Here is a 15,021-nt window from a genome sequence, read left to right as displayed (position 1 = left end):
CTTAACTATTAACATGTATTTTTCATGCATGTTTATGGTAGCATCAATATTGTAGTTGAGTTAACCAGCATCGAGAGACGCTTGAGGGCAAGATAATGCTGAATATCACCGATAAAAAAGTGGAAGAAAAAATCCCCGCATGGCTGCGATTAGGCTTTCGGCCGTTTTTCCTGTTTGGGTCGATTTACGCCATTGTTGCGATCGCGTTGTGGGTGTGGATGTTCCAGAGCGGACAGCCAAACGCATTAGCTGTACCGGCATTATGGTGGCACGTACATGAAATGTTGTTCGGCTTTTCGATGGCGATTGTGGTTGGTTTTGTACTGACCGCGGTACAAAACTGGACTGGCATTAATGGCACCAAGCATTACACGCTTTTGGTCTTATTTGGCTTATGGCTCGCGCCCCGAATATTGCTTTGGACGTCAGCGCCGTTATGGTTAACCAGCAGCATTGAAGCGGTATTTTTGTTGTTTGTTGCCTATGAGGTAGGCATTCGTGTTTATCGAGCCAAAGGTTGGCGTAATCTGTTTTTTGTGCCGCTGTTTCTTTTGGCCATTTTTGCTAACTTTGCAAGCTACGCAACAATAAAAGGCATGCCGCCGTTTAGCTCTTCTGCTGTATGGCAGGCGATGTTGTGGTGGTTTACGCTGTTATTGTCGGTCATGGGCGGACGTGTGATTCCATTCTTTACTGCGCGTCGATTTAATTTCGAAAAAGCGCAACCACTGGCTTGGTTAGAATGGTTCGCGAACTTGCCGTTGGTAATGCTATTTGTGCTGAGCTTTTTCCCTGTGACGTTTGCAGAATTAGGCAATCCGTTGATGCTGTTTGCAGGAGTTGCTCAGTTGGTGCGTTTTGTTCGCTGGAAACCTTGGTTAACCCTGAGCGAGCCTTTAGTGTGGTCGCTGCATGCTGCGTATTTGTGTTTGCCACTAAGCTTAATTTTACGAGGTGCTTGGGGAGACGCATTTGCTAGCCATAACCTGATTCACCTGTTTGCGATAGGTGCATTAGGCGGTTTGATTTTGGCGATGATCGCGCGCGTGACGATGGGACATACTGGTCGCATGATCTACAAAGGTCCGAACATGAGCTTTGCGTTTGCGGCGATTACCGCGGCAGCTTTGGTTCGCAGTTTTGCCGTGATATTTGATCCTGCCAATATGATGTTGTGGATTGATATCAGCGGCGGGTTATGGATTGTCGCATTTGGCCTGTTTGTGTGGCGCTTTGGCGTGATGCTTATTACACCTCGCGTTGATGGTCATCCCGGATAGGGCTCTAATGTGAGTAGAGAAAGAGGAGCCGCGCGCTCCTCTTTTGATTTTTGTTCTTTATAGGATTAGCGCTTATTCGTCTTCGTCGTCCGTTTTATTCGTGAACCCCAAACGTTTGAATAGCCACCACTCTAGAGCAAAGATGACAATTAAAGCGATACAGAACCAGGTGAACGCCATGGCGGATTCCACGCCTGGCATACCGCCAATGTTGATGCCAAGCAAACCTGTTAGGAAGCTGGTTGGCAAGAAAATAGTCGCCACCAAGGTAAATAGATAACTATTTTTATTAGTTTTCTCGTCACGATGATGTTTGATTTCTTCTTGAAAGAGAGCGACTTCTCCAAGATAAAACTCAAGTGTTTCATTTATGCGCGTAATATTATTGTGGGCGAAGCGATATTGATGGGGCCTTAAAGCCACCAACTCGGACTCTGATTCAACGAGATCACGAATAGCATATTGCTGAGGGCGAATAAAACGTTTGATGGAGATAAGCGCTTTTTGAGTCGCCATATGCTTGTACGTCGATTCATCATTCACATCAAACTGGTTTAACGTCTCTTCAATCGTATCGAGGTAAACGTCTATTTTGCTATTTAATCCTTCAATAATCTGATGAAGTAAACCAGCAAGGCTTTTCGGACCTTTGTGTTCCGCCAATGCTTGACGAATTTCCATGATGGCACGCGATGGGATCTTACGTGTTGAAATCAGTGCGCCTTGAAAATAGAGAATTCGAATACTGAGCATGTCTTCTGGTGAAGCATCGCCATTCATATTGACGCCTCGTAAAATCAACATGAAGTTCTCGTCATCCAAAGGGTGGAAAGACGGTCGGCTCTCGTCGGCTAACAGGTGATCAACAGTGGCACGTGGTACTTGGTTTTGCTCTAGCCAGCCACGAATATCGGGATGCAGCCGTTCACAATGGTACCAATGTTTGGCTTGAATCTGCTCCGCCGTTGTGGATTGCTGAGTTGCTTCTGGGGTTGAAAAATCCCAATGTTCAATCATAAAACCCATTTTCTTTTCCTTGTCTGAGCCTTTCCCCAAATAACTCGGAAAGAGCCTGTGCTCTTCCGCTGTATTATTTTCCGTGAAATGCATCAGTGATAACGTTCTGAACCTAGCTCCATGAAGTTATTCAGGGATAATTATTTAAATGAGTATGATTGCATTTAACGCTAAATGTCTATGAATAGTTGCTCTTATTTGTAATCAAGTGAAGCAAGCCAAAGTGTGGTGTAAAAACAGCAAAATAAAAAAGCCTGCAGCGAGGCAGGCTTTCTAGTGGGGGGGGGGGGAGGAGCAGTTAGCCAACTTGAGAAAGATTAACCACTTTCTGTTGTAGCTTTTCTTTTAAATAGTCCGATAAAGCCTGCTTTTCTTCATCGTTCATGTACAGACCAAGTTTGGTACGACGCCACAAAATGTCTTCATCGGTCATTGCCATTTCATGGTTCATTAAGTAGTCGATCTCACGTTGGTAAACACCGCCGGCTTGCGATGAGAACGCGTGTCCAAGGTCAGCTTCGCTTGCTGTGCCTTCCATTAAGTTCCAAGTTTGGGTACCAAATTGTGTCACGTAACGAAGAATCAATGCTTCTGGCGCCCAAGCGTATTTAGCATGAATTTGTTTCGCTAATTGTTCACGACTACAGCTGAAGTTACCACCAGGTAGGGTTTGATTTGCCGTCCAGTCGCTTCCCATCTCTGGTAGGAAAGGAGCCAGCTTTTTCATTGCCGCTTCACCCAGCTTACGGTAGGTCGTCAGCTTACCACCAAAGACAGAAAGCAGAGGTGCATGGTCGTATTCCGCATCGAGTTCTAGCGTGTAGTCTCGTGTGATCGCTTGCGGAGAGTCAGATTCATCGTCACATAAAGGACGAACACCGCTGTATGTCCAAACCACATCTTCGCGAGTCAGCTGGTGGACAAAGTGTTGGTTTACGATGTCGATGAGGTAATCGACTTCGTCATCTGAGATTGCCACTTCGCGTGGGTCACCTTTGTATTCCACATCTGTTGTACCAATGATTGAGAACTTATCTAAGTAAGGAATCATAAATACGATGCGGTTGTCTTTGTTTTGAAGAATGTAGGCTTGCGGTTCGTTGTGGATACGAGGAACAACGATGTGCGAGCCTTTGATTAAGCGAATGTTACGAGGAGAGGCTTGCTCTAATCCATCATCAAAGAACTGTTTTACCCAAGGGCCAGCTGCGTTTACTAGTGCTTTTGCTTTGCGTTCGAAACGTTGGTCTGTCATCACGTCATGAATTGTGACATGCCAGATACCACCTTCACGGTGTGCTTTTTCTACGCGGCAGTAGTTACGTACTTCTGCATGGTTTTCACGAGCAGCCAGAACGTTAAGTAATACTAAACGCGCGTCATCAACCCAACAGTCAGAGTATTCGAAACCGGTTTTCATTTCTGGTTTTAGCAAGCCCGATTTCGCTAAGTTGACTGTTTTGCTGCCTGGCAGAGTCGTACGTTTACCCAAGTTATCGTAAAGGAACAGACCACAGCGAATCATCCAAGCTGGACGTAGGAATGGGCGATGAGGCAAACGGAAACGCATTGGTAGGGCAACGTGAGGCGCTTTGCGAAGAATAACTTCACGCTCTGCGAGCGCTTCCGAAACCAAACGAAACTCGTAGTGTTCAAGGTAGCGTAAACCGCCGTGGATCAGTTTAGAACTTGCCGAAGAAGTAGCGGACGCAAAGTCACTTGCTTCGTATAAGCCAACACTCAAACCGCGGCCAGCTGCGTCTGCCGCAATACCAGCCCCGTTAATGCCGCCACCAATTACGATCAAGTCTAAGGTAGTGGATGAGCTAGTAGTGGAAGCATTTTTTTGTATACTCATAAATTTGACCTCTTGGTGAGCGAACGAGCATTTTAGAACATGATCTAATCCTAGCTTAGGTTTCGTTTGTGATCATCTATTATTTTCGTTTGTGAGCGTTTTGTGTGATTTAGGCACAAAAAAACCTCTGCCTAATTAAGACAGAGGTCATTTGAGAGGCAAATTAATGATTGAAACTACTCGTTTTCGAAGTTTGTCTCGTTCGCTTCAACGACTTCAAGTGGAATTGAAGCTTCTTTTAAAATCGACAAGATTTCTTCTGGTGGCTGCTTGTTGGTAAAGATCATGTTGAGCTGAGCGATATTGCCTAGCTTCACCATGGCATTGCGCCCGAACTTGGTGTGGTCGACGGCAAGAAATACACTGCGGCTGTTGTCGATGATCGCTTGTTTGACTCTTACTTCGTGATAATCAAAATCCAGCAGTGAACCATCAAAGTCGATACCACTGATGCCAAGAATGCCAAAGTCGAGACGGAACTGTTTAACGAAGTCGAGAGTGGCTTCTCCAACAATGCCGCCATCGCGACTTCGAACTTCACCGCCAGCTAAGATGACTTTGATCTCTGGGTTGGGGAAGAGAATGGTTGCCACGTTGATATTGTTGGTAACCACGCGTAGCTGTTTATGGTTTTTATTGAGCGCTCGCGCAACCGCTTCTGGTGTGGTGCCGATATCAATAAATAGAGTCGCGCCATCAGGAATGTGCTTGACCACCTCGTCTGCAATGACATCTTTTTCATTGAAGTTGAGCGCTTTACGCGTGTTGTAAGATGTGTTTTCAGAACTGAGAGGGATGGTTGCACCACCGTGATAACGACGAATTTTGTTGTCGTCGGCGAGTTCATTAAGATCGCGTCGGATGGTTTGTGGGCTGACATTGAATCTTTCTACCAACTCATCCGTGCTGACATAGCCTTGTTTTTTCACCAACTCAACAATCTGTTGGTGTCGAGGTATTTGCTTCACTTACCACTCCCTTGTGCATTGGTAACGGCCAATGCTTCAAATTCGAAGCTCTATTGTGCTCGAATTTGCGCGTTGTGAGAAGTAAGCGAGTTCAGGAATCAGGGGCAAAGCGCAAAAAAGAGCGCACAAATGGCGCTCTTTTTTCGTATGGAGGTGAGATTAATCTTCTTCGTCGTGAAGCTCAGACCAGGTTTGCGCACATTTCACTGCGCGTTTCCAACCCTTGTAACGACGATTGCGTTTTTCTTCATCATCGTGCGGCTCAAAGGTGCGATCAAGCACCGCTTTATTCTGCAACTCGTCAATGCTGTCCCAGTAACCCACGGCAAGGCCTGCAAGGTATGCTGCACCAAGAGCGGTAACCTCTGTTACTTGAGGGCGGTGTACTTCTGTATTCAATACATCGGATTGGAACTGCATTAGGAAGTTGTTCGCTACCGCACCGCCATCGACGCGAAGATTCGCAAGTTTAATTCCTGAGTCGGCTTGCATCGCATCCAGTACGTCACGAGTTTGGTAAGCGATGCCTTCCAAAGTCGCACGGATAATGTGGTTTGAGTTCACGCCGCGAGTAAGGCCGACAATCGTGCCACGTGCGTAGGCATCCCAGTATGGTGCGCCTAAACCAGTAAAGGCAGGCACGACATAAACGCCGTTTGAGGTATCCACTTTGGTTGCGAAATATTCAGAGTCTTCTGCACCGTTCAGGATTTTTAATTCATCACGTAGCCATTGGATAGAAGCACCACCCATGAATACGGCACCTTCAAGCGCATAAGCAGGCTCACCTTTCGGACCACAAGCCAAAGTTGTCAGTAGGCCGTGCGTCGAAGTGACTTTTTCTTGGCCCGTATTCATTAGCAAGAAACAACCCGTGCCGTAAGTGTTTTTCGCCTGACCCGCTTCAACACACATTTGGCCGTAAAGCGCAGCTTGTTGGTCACCAGCAATACCAGAAATAGGAATACGAGTACCGCCTTTACCACCAATGTTGGTCTTACCGTAAACTTCCGATGAACGTTTTACTTCTGGCATCATAGATGCTGGGATACCAAGCTCATCTAACATTTTCTGATCCCAACATAGATCGTTGATGTTAAATAGCATTGTACGCGATGCGTTGGTGTAGTCGGTCACGTGAACGCGGCCTTGAGTCATCTTCCAAACTAACCAAGTATCGACGGTACCGAACAACAGCTTGCCTGCTTCTGCGTCTTCGCGCGCGCCTTCAACATTGTCCAGAATCCATTTCACTTTGGTACCTGAGAAGTAAGGGTCAAGCACCAAACCTGTGTTGTCACGTACGTAGTTTTCTAGACCACGCGCTTTTAAATCTTCACAGATGTCAGCAGTACGGCGACATTGCCATACGATCGCATTGTAAACGGGTTTTCCTGTTTCTTTATTCCAGACGATGGTAGTTTCACGCTGGTTAGTAATACCGATAGCCGCCAATTGGTCGCTACGGATGCCAGACTTAGCTAGAGCTTCTACCAACGTAGAGCTTTGTGTTGCCCAGATTTCCATTGGGTCATGTTCTACCCAACCTGCCTCTGGATAAATCTGAGTAAATTCGCGCTGTGCGACGCTTACGATGTTCGCGTCATGATCAAGAATTACTGCGCGAGAGCTTGTCGTACCTTGGTCTAGGGCAACAATGTATTTTTGCTCAGTCATGGTAAGAATCCTTTTGTTTCGTTATTTATATTTTAGTAAATGTTCGAGTTGCGTCAGTTTTAAGCTCTAGCTTCTTCTGTTTCTTCTTCCGTCTCACATTGGTTTGGAATTGTACAGCCGTGGCCTTGTTGTGGAAGGTAAGCCGCAATCGCTTTTGGATACAACCAACCACCAAAACACGCACCTGCAATCGGAGCAAGTAAAGGCACGATAAAGTAAGGAATGTCTTTAGCACCTGTCAGAGCGTAATCCCAGCCAGCGAAGTAAGCGAACAGTTTCGGTCCAAAGTCGCGCGCAGGGTTCATCGCGAAGCCAGTTAGTGGACCAAGAGAACCACCGATCACGGCAATCAAAATACCGATTAACAGTGGGTTCATTGCACCTCGTGCAGCGCCGTTATTTTCATCGCCCAAAGCCAAAATCGCAAACATCAGCACGGCAGTGATAACGAATTCCACAGCAAAAGCGCCAAAGAAAGAGAGGGAAGCATGTGGATAGGTTGAGAAGATACCAGCGGTTGCTAGTGCATCTTGGCTACTGCGGACGAAGTTATGTGCGATTTCGTAGTCGGTGAAAAGGTTGCTGTATAAGCTGTAAACCAACGCAGCAGAGCAGAATGCGCCAAGCATTTGGGCGATGATGTATGGCACCACTTTCGCCTTATCAAAACCATGGAACATAGCGAGTGCGATGGTTACCGCTGGGTTGATGTGCGCGCCTGAAACGCCGGCAGTACAGTAAATAGCGATGGCGACACCTAGGCCCCATACAATACTGATTTCCCATTGTCCAAATGATGCGCCTGTTAGAACTAAGGCTGCGACACAGCCTACGCCGAAGAAGATAAGTAGTCCTGTACCGATAAACTCGGCCAAACATTCTCCGAGCAGAGAGGGGTGTTTGTTCGTTGTCATGTTAAAAGTCCTTTGATCATTTTTGCCTGTCTAGCACGATACTATTGTGCACATATAAACGTTTGCGAAAACAAACGCGCGTTAAAAATGAGCGTTTGAGCATAAAATTGTTAATCAAAGTCTTCGTTTTTGTTAAATGGCGCATCTTTTAATCGAAAAAGAAAACAACGAAAAGAACTTCTTTGCTACGAAGTGTGTTTTGGAAGCGATCAAATTACCGATGTGAAAAAGAATGCACAACTGGTAAGAGGAGTTTTGTGAAGCTGCTACGTGCTTGGGGATTTATTACTCAGATTTTGCGTAGTAATTAACCCTAAAGAGGTAAGGCGAGGTCAAGTACATCAAGGACTAGCGGTGATATAAGAAAATGCGTTGCTATGTTTATATCTCGAGAGGAACTTGTTATCCAAATTAGTGTTAATTATGAAAATGGAGAGGAAAATAAACGCGGTTTATGTCTTGTGTTCGTGAATCACTGTCTAGGTTTGAGTTCAGATAACATTAGTTTTGTTATTTCGTTTGATACTAAGCGCGAACATTTTTCATCTTTTTAGTTATTTAGTTGTGTCGCGTAACAAGGATGGATGTGAAACACCCTTTTTACGGTTAATTTGTGTTCTTATTCGAGCCTTTGTTTCATTGGTTTCGAATTGGAATGCTCAAATGAGAGGTTGAAACATCAGTTTCATATTAACTAATTATGAGTAAAGTTGAACGATGGTCTAATTAATGCGCTCTAATTTACTGTATTTACTTATATTTAATTCATGTGCAACATTTGTCACAGAAATAAAATCCTAACTCAATACAATTCATGAACTTTCGAACGAAGATTTTATTTGTTTCGTTCGCTCCTTTTGTGTTTTTTACCATCGCATACAAAATAATGAGGTTCCTATGTTTGGAATATTCAAACCTAAGGCGCACATTGATCGTCTGTCCCCAGGCAGTATCGATAGCACCTACTCTCGCCTCCGTTGGCAACTCTTTATCGGTATATTTGTTGGCTACGCCGGTTACTATCTGGTTCGTAAAAACTTCAGTTTGGCGATGCCTTATCTTATCGAGCAAGGCTTTAGCCGCGGTGACTTAGGTGTCGCGCTGGCAGCTGTTTCCATTGCATATGGTCTCTCTAAATTTCTAATGGGCAGCGTATCTGACCGTTCCAACCCTCGCTATTTCCTTAGTGGCGGCCTACTGATGTCTGCATTAGTGATGTTTTGCTTTGGCTTTATGCCATGGGCGACTGGCAGCGTCACTGCGATGTTCATTTTGCTTTTCTTGAACGGTTGGTTCCAAGGCATGGGGTGGCCCGCATGTGGACGAACCATGGTGCACTGGTGGTCACGTAAAGAGCGTGGTGAGATCGTTTCGGTTTGGAACGTGGCACACAACGTGGGTGGCGGTTTGATTGGTCCACTATTTATTCTTGGCCTGTGGGCATTTAACGATGATTGGCGCACTGCATTTTATGTTCCTGCATTTTTCGCCACGTTGGTTGCTGTGTTTGTTTGGATGACGGTTCGCGATACGCCTCAATCTTGTGGTTTGCCACCGATCGAAGAGTATAAAGACGATTATCCTGATGACTATGACAAGTCGCACGAACAAGAAATGACAGCCAAGGAAATCTTCTTTAAGTATGTATTCAACAACAAGCTGCTTTGGTCGATTGCAATTGCAAACGCATTTGTTTACCTAATTCGCTACGGCGTACTGGACTGGGCACCTGTTTATCTAAAAGAAGCGAAGGATTTCTCGGTAGATAAATCGTCATGGGCTTACTTCTTATACGAATGGGCCGGCATTCCAGGCACATTATTGTGTGGTTGGATTTCAGACAAATTGTTCAAAGGTCGTCGTGCACCTGCTGGCATCTTATTTATGGTGTTAGTGACCGTTGCAGTGATGGTTTACTGGTTTAACCCTGCTGGTAACCCAATGGTGGACATGATGGCGCTGATTGCAATTGGCTTCCTAATCTATGGTCCGGTTATGCTGATTGGCTTGTACGCACTTGAACTCGCTCCGAAGAAAGCCGCCGGTACTGCTGCTGGTCTTACTGGTTTATTTGGATACTTAGGTGGTGCGGTGGCTGCAAACGCGATTCTTGGCTATACGGTAGACCACTTTGGCTGGGATGGTGGCTTTATCATCTTAGTGGGTTCTTGTATTACTTCTATTGTGTGTTTGATGTACGCCTTCTTAGGTGAGCGTGCGCACCACGAGCAAAAAGAGCGCGAAAAGGAAGCGCTAGCGTAATATTTATTTAAAGAGGCAGTGGAATACTGCCTCTTCGCTTTATCAAGGAAATAACAATGAAAACAAAGTCAGTATGTCTTACTTTTTTAGCACTTAGCCTCTCAGTTGGTGCGATTGCGAAACCGCTTGTAATTGCACACCGTGGCGCATCGGGTTACTTGCCTGAGCACACGCTAGAAGCCAAAGCGCTTGCTTACGCAATGAAACCTGACTACATAGAGCAAGATGTGGTAATGACGAAAGACGACCAGTTGGTCGTGTTGCATGACCATTATCTCGATCGTGTAACGGATGTTGCGGAGCGTTTTCCTGATCGCGCACGCAAAGACGGCCGTTATTACGCGATTGATTTCACACTGGCGGAAATCAAATCGCTGCGAGTAACTGAAGGCTTTAATATCGATGACAAAGGTAATAAGGTCGCTGGTTATCCAACACGATTCCCAATGTGGAAATCGGATTTTACCGTGCCGACGTTTGCTGAAGAGATTGAGCTGATCCAAGGACTTAACAAAACGCTGGGTTATGACATCGGTATTTACCCAGAAATTAAAGCGCCTTGGTTCCATCGTCATGAAGGTAAGGACATTTCTAAAGCAGTACTTAAAGTCTTGAAGCAGTACGGTTACGGCTCTCAAGACGACAAAGTCTACCTTCAGTGTTTTGATGCGAATGAACTTCAACGCATCAACAGTGAACTCATGCCTGCAATGGATATGGACTTAAAGCTCGTTCAGCTTATGGCTTACACCGATTGGAACGAAACTATGGTGTACAAAGGCGACAAGGCAACACCATACAGTTATGACTGGATGTTCGAAGCCGACGGCATGAAGAAAGTAGCGAGTTACGCGGAAGGAATTGGACCTTGGAAGCCGATGCTGGTGGATGATAAGTCAACCAAAGACAATATCATCATCAAGCCGTTGATGAAGGCTGCAAAAGACGCTGGCTTGCAAGTGCATCCATACACGTTCCGTGCCGATCCAGGACGCATTCCCGCGTACACGGACAGTTTTGAAGGCATGATGGATGTGTACTACAACCAAGTGAAGGTGGATGGTTTGTTTACTGACTTCCCAGATAAAGCGGTCAGCTTTTTAAATCAGTAACCAGCACTCACGAATTTTGCTTTAAGCTAAAAAATCCCCCAACAGTTTCCTGTTGGGGGATTTTTCTTAACTATTTATTAGTTGTTTTTATGCAGTTCGCTGTTCAGTTCAACCGCGCTCTTGTTTGCAAGACACTCGATTTGACCTGTCACAGAGTTACGACGGAACAGTAGGTCAGAAACACCAGCAAGGTCGCGTGCTTTCACCACTTCGACTTCTTGACCTGCAGAATCTAGCATGCGCACTTTAGAACCAGCAGTCACGTACAAACCTGACTCGATAGTACAACGGTCACCCATTGGGAAACCAAGGCCAGCGTTCGCGCCTAGTAGTGAGTTTTCACCAATAGAAACCACCACTTTACCGCCGCCAGATAGCGTACCCATGATCGATGCGCCGCCACCGATGTCTGAACCGTTACCAACAACCACACCCGCAGAGATACGACCTTCAACCATGCTCACGCCAGTAGTACCCGCGTTGAAGTTGATGAAGCCTTCGTGCATAACGGTTGTGCCTTCGCCAACGTGTGCGCCAAGACGTACGCGAGAAGTGTCTGCGATACGAACGCCAGTTGGTACTACGTAGTCCACCATTTTAGGGAACTTGTCTACGCAATCTACGCTTAGCGTACGGCCAGCTAGGCGAGCTTCGATTTGACGCTCAGCCAGTTCAGGTAGGTCGATTGGACCTTCGTTAGTCCATGCGATGTTGTGTAGTAGACCGAAGATGCCATCCAGTACGGTGCCGTGTGGCTTAACTAGACGGTTGGAGATAAGTTGAAGTTTTAGGAAGCCTTCAGCAACAGATTGTGGCTGTTCATCCGTAGCTAGAATAACCAGTACAAGCGGCTGTGCTGATTCTGCTGCTTTGGTTGCGAAAGATGCGTTTGCTGCATCGCCGTTTGCTTCGAAAGCCGCCGCAAGTTCTGCGCTTTGTGCAGCAGAGATCTCGATAGCTTGGTTGCCTTGTTCGTAACCTGCTACTGCTGCTAGTGCGTTAACAAGTGCGTCGCTTGGGTTAAGAACTGGGTTTGGAAAAAACGCTTCAATGATTTTGCCATCGCGGTTTTTAGTCGCTGTACCAAAGGCTAGAGAAAAGAAAGCCATAGTTGATCTCCATGTGTTGAGTCTTGTGTCTCGTCTGTTCACTGACAAGAAATAATTAAGTTGTCAGTCATCATAATGAGAGTGCTAGGGAGTTTAAAGAGGGGAAATGGAGAAAGTCCGTAGATGGATACCTTTTGTCTTTTGGGAGATATATCTGTCTGATGAGAAATGTGGTTGTGAGGTGGTCAATTAGCGGGTGTTTGTTGAAATGAAAGAAGGCGATTTGTCGTATCTGTGCTCGAAAGAAAGGGCGATCTTTCCATGATGATGTGTGCCTTCAGATACAAAAAACGCCACATGATGCGGCGTTTCTTTAACAAATGAGAGGCTTATGCAGCGTCTTCTTGCTTGTCTTCTTCTACAGATTCAAGCTTTTTTGCTTTCTTTGGTGCCGGTTTGCGTTTTGCACCCAGTGCGTAAAGCACTTCTTCTTTGTTTTGAGCGAGGTACATCGCAAGATCTTCTTGCTTACCTTCGTCTTCTAGAAGTTCACTTTTACCTAGCAGCGTGAATAGTTCGTCTGCCATGTCTAGCATTTTATCGTATGCGTCAGCTTCCGCTTTAGAGGTAAAAGTCATTTTCTCTTCTCCATTGCGTTCTACCACGTACTTGACGATTACAGCCATGGTTGGTCCCCTAACTTGGTGTATTGATACTGGCTTTTTATACAGTTTTTGACCAGTTAAGTCTAGCGACAAGCCTAAGAATGAGAGACACGTACAACTAACTGACCAGCATTTAAACTATCTCCGTTTTACTTGGAGGGCGTATTCTCTAGATAAAGGTTATTTGGTCGTTCCCAATCTTGGCAAAATTCGATAAACGTTCTGAGTAGTGGGCTTTGGTATTTCTCTTTATGAACCAGTAACCAGAAGCGACGTTTCATATCTAAAGGCATGTCGAGCAGTTTTACGCGGCCGTCACGAATAGCAGGTTCTGCAGACAAACGTGACAAGCAACCTAAGCCCAGCCCAGCAGATACTGAGTTGATCAACGCTTCGGTGGTATTGAGCTGAAAAGCTTCATGCCAATGTTCCAAGCGCGGCGCGACAACGCGCATAAAGAATTCGCGTGAACCAGACCCCGCCTCTCGCAATATCCATTCGCTGTTTTCTAGCTCGGTTAAGTTTACTGGCCCTTCGTGCGCGGCTGGGGAATCTGGCGCGCAAATCACGCACATTTCATCTTCGCTAAACTGGGTGGACTGCAATTCAGGATGAAGTGTTTTGCCTTCAATGAGGGCAATGTCTAACTCGTAATCGGTCAGCATGTCGCAGATTTGTGCAGAGTTAGAAATGAACAGGCTTTGGGAACGATGGTTCGTTTGCTGACGAAATTCGCTAAGCAAATAGGGCGCGACTTGGTTGCCAATGGTGTCGCTGGCACCAATGCGAAGTTGTCCCGATAGCGCTTGGTCACCATCGAAAATGCTCTCGATGTCTTTGGCTCGGTTGAGTAATTCATCCGCCAGTGGCAGCAGTTTTTGACCTTCTTGGTTCAAAATTAGTCGGTTATTAACACGATCAAACAAGTGATGGCCGATCTGTTTTTCTAATTCTGAGAGTGCCATGCTCACTGCCGCTTTCGATAAAAAGAGACTATCAGAAGCCGCTGTGAGCGTTTTGTGCTGCGTGATCGTCGTAAACACTTTCAGTTGTTTAAGAGAAATGTGACTTGCCATACCCCACCGTTAAGTAATTTTGAACGTTTGTTTTAAATAATTAGATATATCGGAACGAAGTGCAAGCGTATTATACGCTCCATCAAGAGTGAGTCTGGTTGAGGTCATTATGATTCAAAGAACAAAAGCAAAAGTAATGGGAGCACCAACTCCGATGGCGGGTTTGGCTCTTGGTATTGCAAGCTTAGGCTGGAGTTGGGAAAACTTCGCCGAATTACATGGCTACGGACAGTGGATTAGTGCGGGTATTGCGAGCGTATTGTTGGTTATATTGGCAACCAAGTTTTTGCTACATAACCATTTATTGAGAGAAGATCTTGCTCATCCGGTTGTGGGTAGCGTGGTTCCGACATTTGCGATGGGCACTATGGTGGTATCGAACTCTCTCGGCCATTTTTACCCATTGGCTGGTGATGTGCTTTGGCTGATTGCAGTGGTTCTGCACATCGTGTTCTTGGTGAGCTTTGTTTACCATCGCGCCAAAGATTTTGAATTACACCACATGGTTCCAAGTTGGTTTGTACCGCCTGTGGGTATCATCGTTGCGGATGTGTCTTTCTCTGGCAACCCGATGTTAGCACCAGTGGCACAAGGTGCATTGATGTTTGGTATGGTGGCGTACGCGATCATGTTGCCGATGATGATTTACCGTTTCATGTTCACCCATGAAATTCCGGATGCAGCGAAACCAACAATGGCAATCATGGCGGCGCCAGCAAGTCTATCATTGGCAGGGTACTTAACGGTCACTGCGACACCATCACCAGTGATCATCGCTATGCTATTTGGTATCGCGGTATTGATGACAGCCATCATATACCTCGCGTTCTTTAAATTGCTTAGACTGCCATTTAGCCCAGGCTATGCGGCGTTCACTTTCCCGATGGTAATCGGTGCGACGGCGCTGTTTAAAATGGCGAATTGGATGGAGTTGCAAGGACTGGCTGCGCACTATGTTCAACAAGTGCGAGGCTTAGCTGGTCTTGAGTTGATTGTGGCAACATTTGTTGTCTCTTATGTGGCTTTACAATACATCAACAACTTATTGATTCAGCCACGCTTGATGCACGCTCATCACGCTTAAATAGCAGATAGGGAAAAGCCTCTTGGTCTTACTGCCAAGAGGCTTTTTTATTTCAATCG

At 45.8% G+C, this 15,021-nt stretch carries 12 protein-coding genes; 4 read left to right on the top strand and 8 right to left on the bottom strand.

Features of this window, described 5'->3' with window-relative positions:
• Nucleotides 1-95 precede the first annotated feature (95 nt).
• Complete coding sequence (locus tag F7Y48_RS07165; RefSeq protein WP_316682971.1) at nucleotides 96-1,280, top strand: NnrS family protein; 1,185 nt, start codon at nucleotides 96-98, stop codon at nucleotides 1,278-1,280.
• Nucleotides 1,281-1,352: 72 nt separating this feature from the next.
• On the opposite strand, the gene F7Y48_RS07160 is transcribed toward F7Y48_RS07165, so the two are convergent.
• The 5 genes from F7Y48_RS07160 to F7Y48_RS07140 all read right to left on the bottom strand — a co-directional run bounded on the left by F7Y48_RS07160 (nucleotide 1,353) and on the right by F7Y48_RS07140 (nucleotide 7,714).
• Nucleotides 1,353-2,306 (bottom strand): CorA family divalent cation transporter, encoded by a 954-nt coding sequence (locus F7Y48_RS07160; RefSeq protein WP_012841472.1) that lies wholly within the window; start codon nucleotides 2,304-2,306, stop codon nucleotides 1,353-1,355.
• 289 nt (nucleotides 2,307-2,595) lie between these two features.
• Entirely contained in the window at nucleotides 2,596-4,155 is a 1,560-nt protein-coding gene (glpD, locus tag F7Y48_RS07155) for a glycerol-3-phosphate dehydrogenase (RefSeq protein WP_167426288.1), read from the bottom strand.
• Nucleotides 4,156-4,331: 176 nt separating this feature from the next.
• Nucleotides 4,332-5,123, bottom strand: coding sequence for a DeoR/GlpR family transcriptional regulator (locus tag F7Y48_RS07150; protein WP_006742414.1), 792 nt, complete (start codon nucleotides 5,121-5,123; stop codon nucleotides 4,332-4,334).
• 159 nt (nucleotides 5,124-5,282) lie between these two features.
• Entirely contained in the window at nucleotides 5,283-6,800 is a 1,518-nt protein-coding gene (gene glpK, locus F7Y48_RS07145) for a glycerol kinase GlpK (protein ID WP_006742415.1), read from the bottom strand.
• A gap of 59 nt (nucleotides 6,801-6,859) precedes the next feature.
• Entirely contained in the window at nucleotides 6,860-7,714 is an 855-nt protein-coding gene (locus F7Y48_RS07140; protein ID WP_046875005.1) for an MIP/aquaporin family protein, read from the bottom strand.
• 897 nt (nucleotides 7,715-8,611) lie between these two features.
• Between F7Y48_RS07140 and glpT the strand changes: the two genes are divergently transcribed.
• On the top strand, nucleotides 8,612-9,976 hold the full coding sequence (glpT, locus tag F7Y48_RS07135) for a glycerol-3-phosphate transporter (protein WP_006742417.1): 1,365 nt from the start codon (nucleotides 8,612-8,614) through the stop codon (nucleotides 9,974-9,976).
• 56 nt (nucleotides 9,977-10,032) lie between these two features.
• On the top strand, nucleotides 10,033-11,088 hold the full coding sequence (gene glpQ / locus F7Y48_RS07130; protein WP_316682970.1) for a glycerophosphodiester phosphodiesterase: 1,056 nt from the start codon (nucleotides 10,033-10,035) through the stop codon (nucleotides 11,086-11,088).
• Nucleotides 11,089-11,165: 77 nt separating this feature from the next.
• Here the strand turns inward: glpQ and dapD are convergent, their stop codons facing one another.
• The 3 genes from dapD to F7Y48_RS07115 all read right to left on the bottom strand — a co-directional run bounded on the left by dapD (nucleotide 11,166) and on the right by F7Y48_RS07115 (nucleotide 13,878).
• Entirely contained in the window at nucleotides 11,166-12,197 is a 1,032-nt protein-coding gene (gene dapD / locus F7Y48_RS07125; protein WP_023584102.1) for a 2,3,4,5-tetrahydropyridine-2,6-dicarboxylate N-succinyltransferase, read from the bottom strand.
• A 329-nt stretch (nucleotides 12,198-12,526) separates the two neighbouring features.
• Nucleotides 12,527-12,823: a YebG family protein gene (locus F7Y48_RS07120; protein WP_041852896.1), complete on the bottom strand. Its 297-nt coding sequence runs from the start codon at nucleotides 12,821-12,823 to the stop codon at nucleotides 12,527-12,529.
• 128 nt (nucleotides 12,824-12,951) lie between these two features.
• Nucleotides 12,952-13,878, bottom strand: coding sequence for a LysR substrate-binding domain-containing protein (locus F7Y48_RS07115; protein ID WP_258644706.1), 927 nt, complete (start codon nucleotides 13,876-13,878; stop codon nucleotides 12,952-12,954).
• A gap of 109 nt (nucleotides 13,879-13,987) precedes the next feature.
• Between F7Y48_RS07115 and F7Y48_RS07110 the strand changes: the two genes are divergently transcribed.
• The gene (locus F7Y48_RS07110; RefSeq protein WP_025533968.1) at nucleotides 13,988-14,962 is read left to right on the top strand and encodes a TDT family transporter; all 975 of its coding nucleotides are present in this window, start codon (nucleotides 13,988-13,990) and stop codon (nucleotides 14,960-14,962) included.
• The last annotated feature ends 59 nt before the right edge of the window (nucleotides 14,963-15,021 follow it).

This window comes from Vibrio sp. 2-1-2a, assembly GCF_032648565.1.
GTDB classification, from domain to species: Bacteria; Pseudomonadota; Gammaproteobacteria; order Enterobacterales; family Vibrionaceae; genus Vibrio; species Vibrio diabolicus.
This window is presented reverse-complemented; position numbering and strand designations above follow the sequence as displayed.

Bases quoted from the DNA above. Each gene is read 5' to 3' on its own strand.
- F7Y48_RS07165 (WP_316682971.1), top strand. From the start codon at position 96: ATGCTGAATATCACCGATAAAAAAGTGGAAGAAAAAATCCCCGCATGG.
- F7Y48_RS07160 (WP_012841472.1), bottom strand. From the start codon at position 2,306: ATGGGTTTTATGATTGAACATTGGGATTTTTCAACCCCAGAAGCAACT.
- glpD (WP_167426288.1), bottom strand. From the start codon at position 4,155: ATGAGTATACAAAAAAATGCTTCCACTACTAGCTCATCCACTACCTTA.
- glpK (WP_006742415.1), bottom strand. From the start codon at position 6,800: ATGACTGAGCAAAAATACATTGTTGCCCTAGACCAAGGTACGACAAGC.
- F7Y48_RS07140 (WP_046875005.1), bottom strand. From the start codon at position 7,714: ATGACAACGAACAAACACCCCTCTCTGCTCGGAGAATGTTTGGCCGAG.
- glpT (WP_006742417.1), top strand. From the start codon at position 8,612: ATGTTTGGAATATTCAAACCTAAGGCGCACATTGATCGTCTGTCCCCA.
- glpQ (WP_316682970.1), top strand. From the start codon at position 10,033: ATGAAAACAAAGTCAGTATGTCTTACTTTTTTAGCACTTAGCCTCTCA.
- dapD (WP_023584102.1), bottom strand. From the start codon at position 12,197: ATGGCTTTCTTTTCTCTAGCCTTTGGTACAGCGACTAAAAACCGCGAT.
- F7Y48_RS07120 (WP_041852896.1), bottom strand. From the start codon at position 12,823: ATGGCTGTAATCGTCAAGTACGTGGTAGAACGCAATGGAGAAGAGAAA.
- F7Y48_RS07115 (WP_258644706.1), bottom strand. From the start codon at position 13,878: ATGGCAAGTCACATTTCTCTTAAACAACTGAAAGTGTTTACGACGATC.
- F7Y48_RS07110 (WP_025533968.1), top strand. From the start codon at position 13,988: ATGATTCAAAGAACAAAAGCAAAAGTAATGGGAGCACCAACTCCGATG.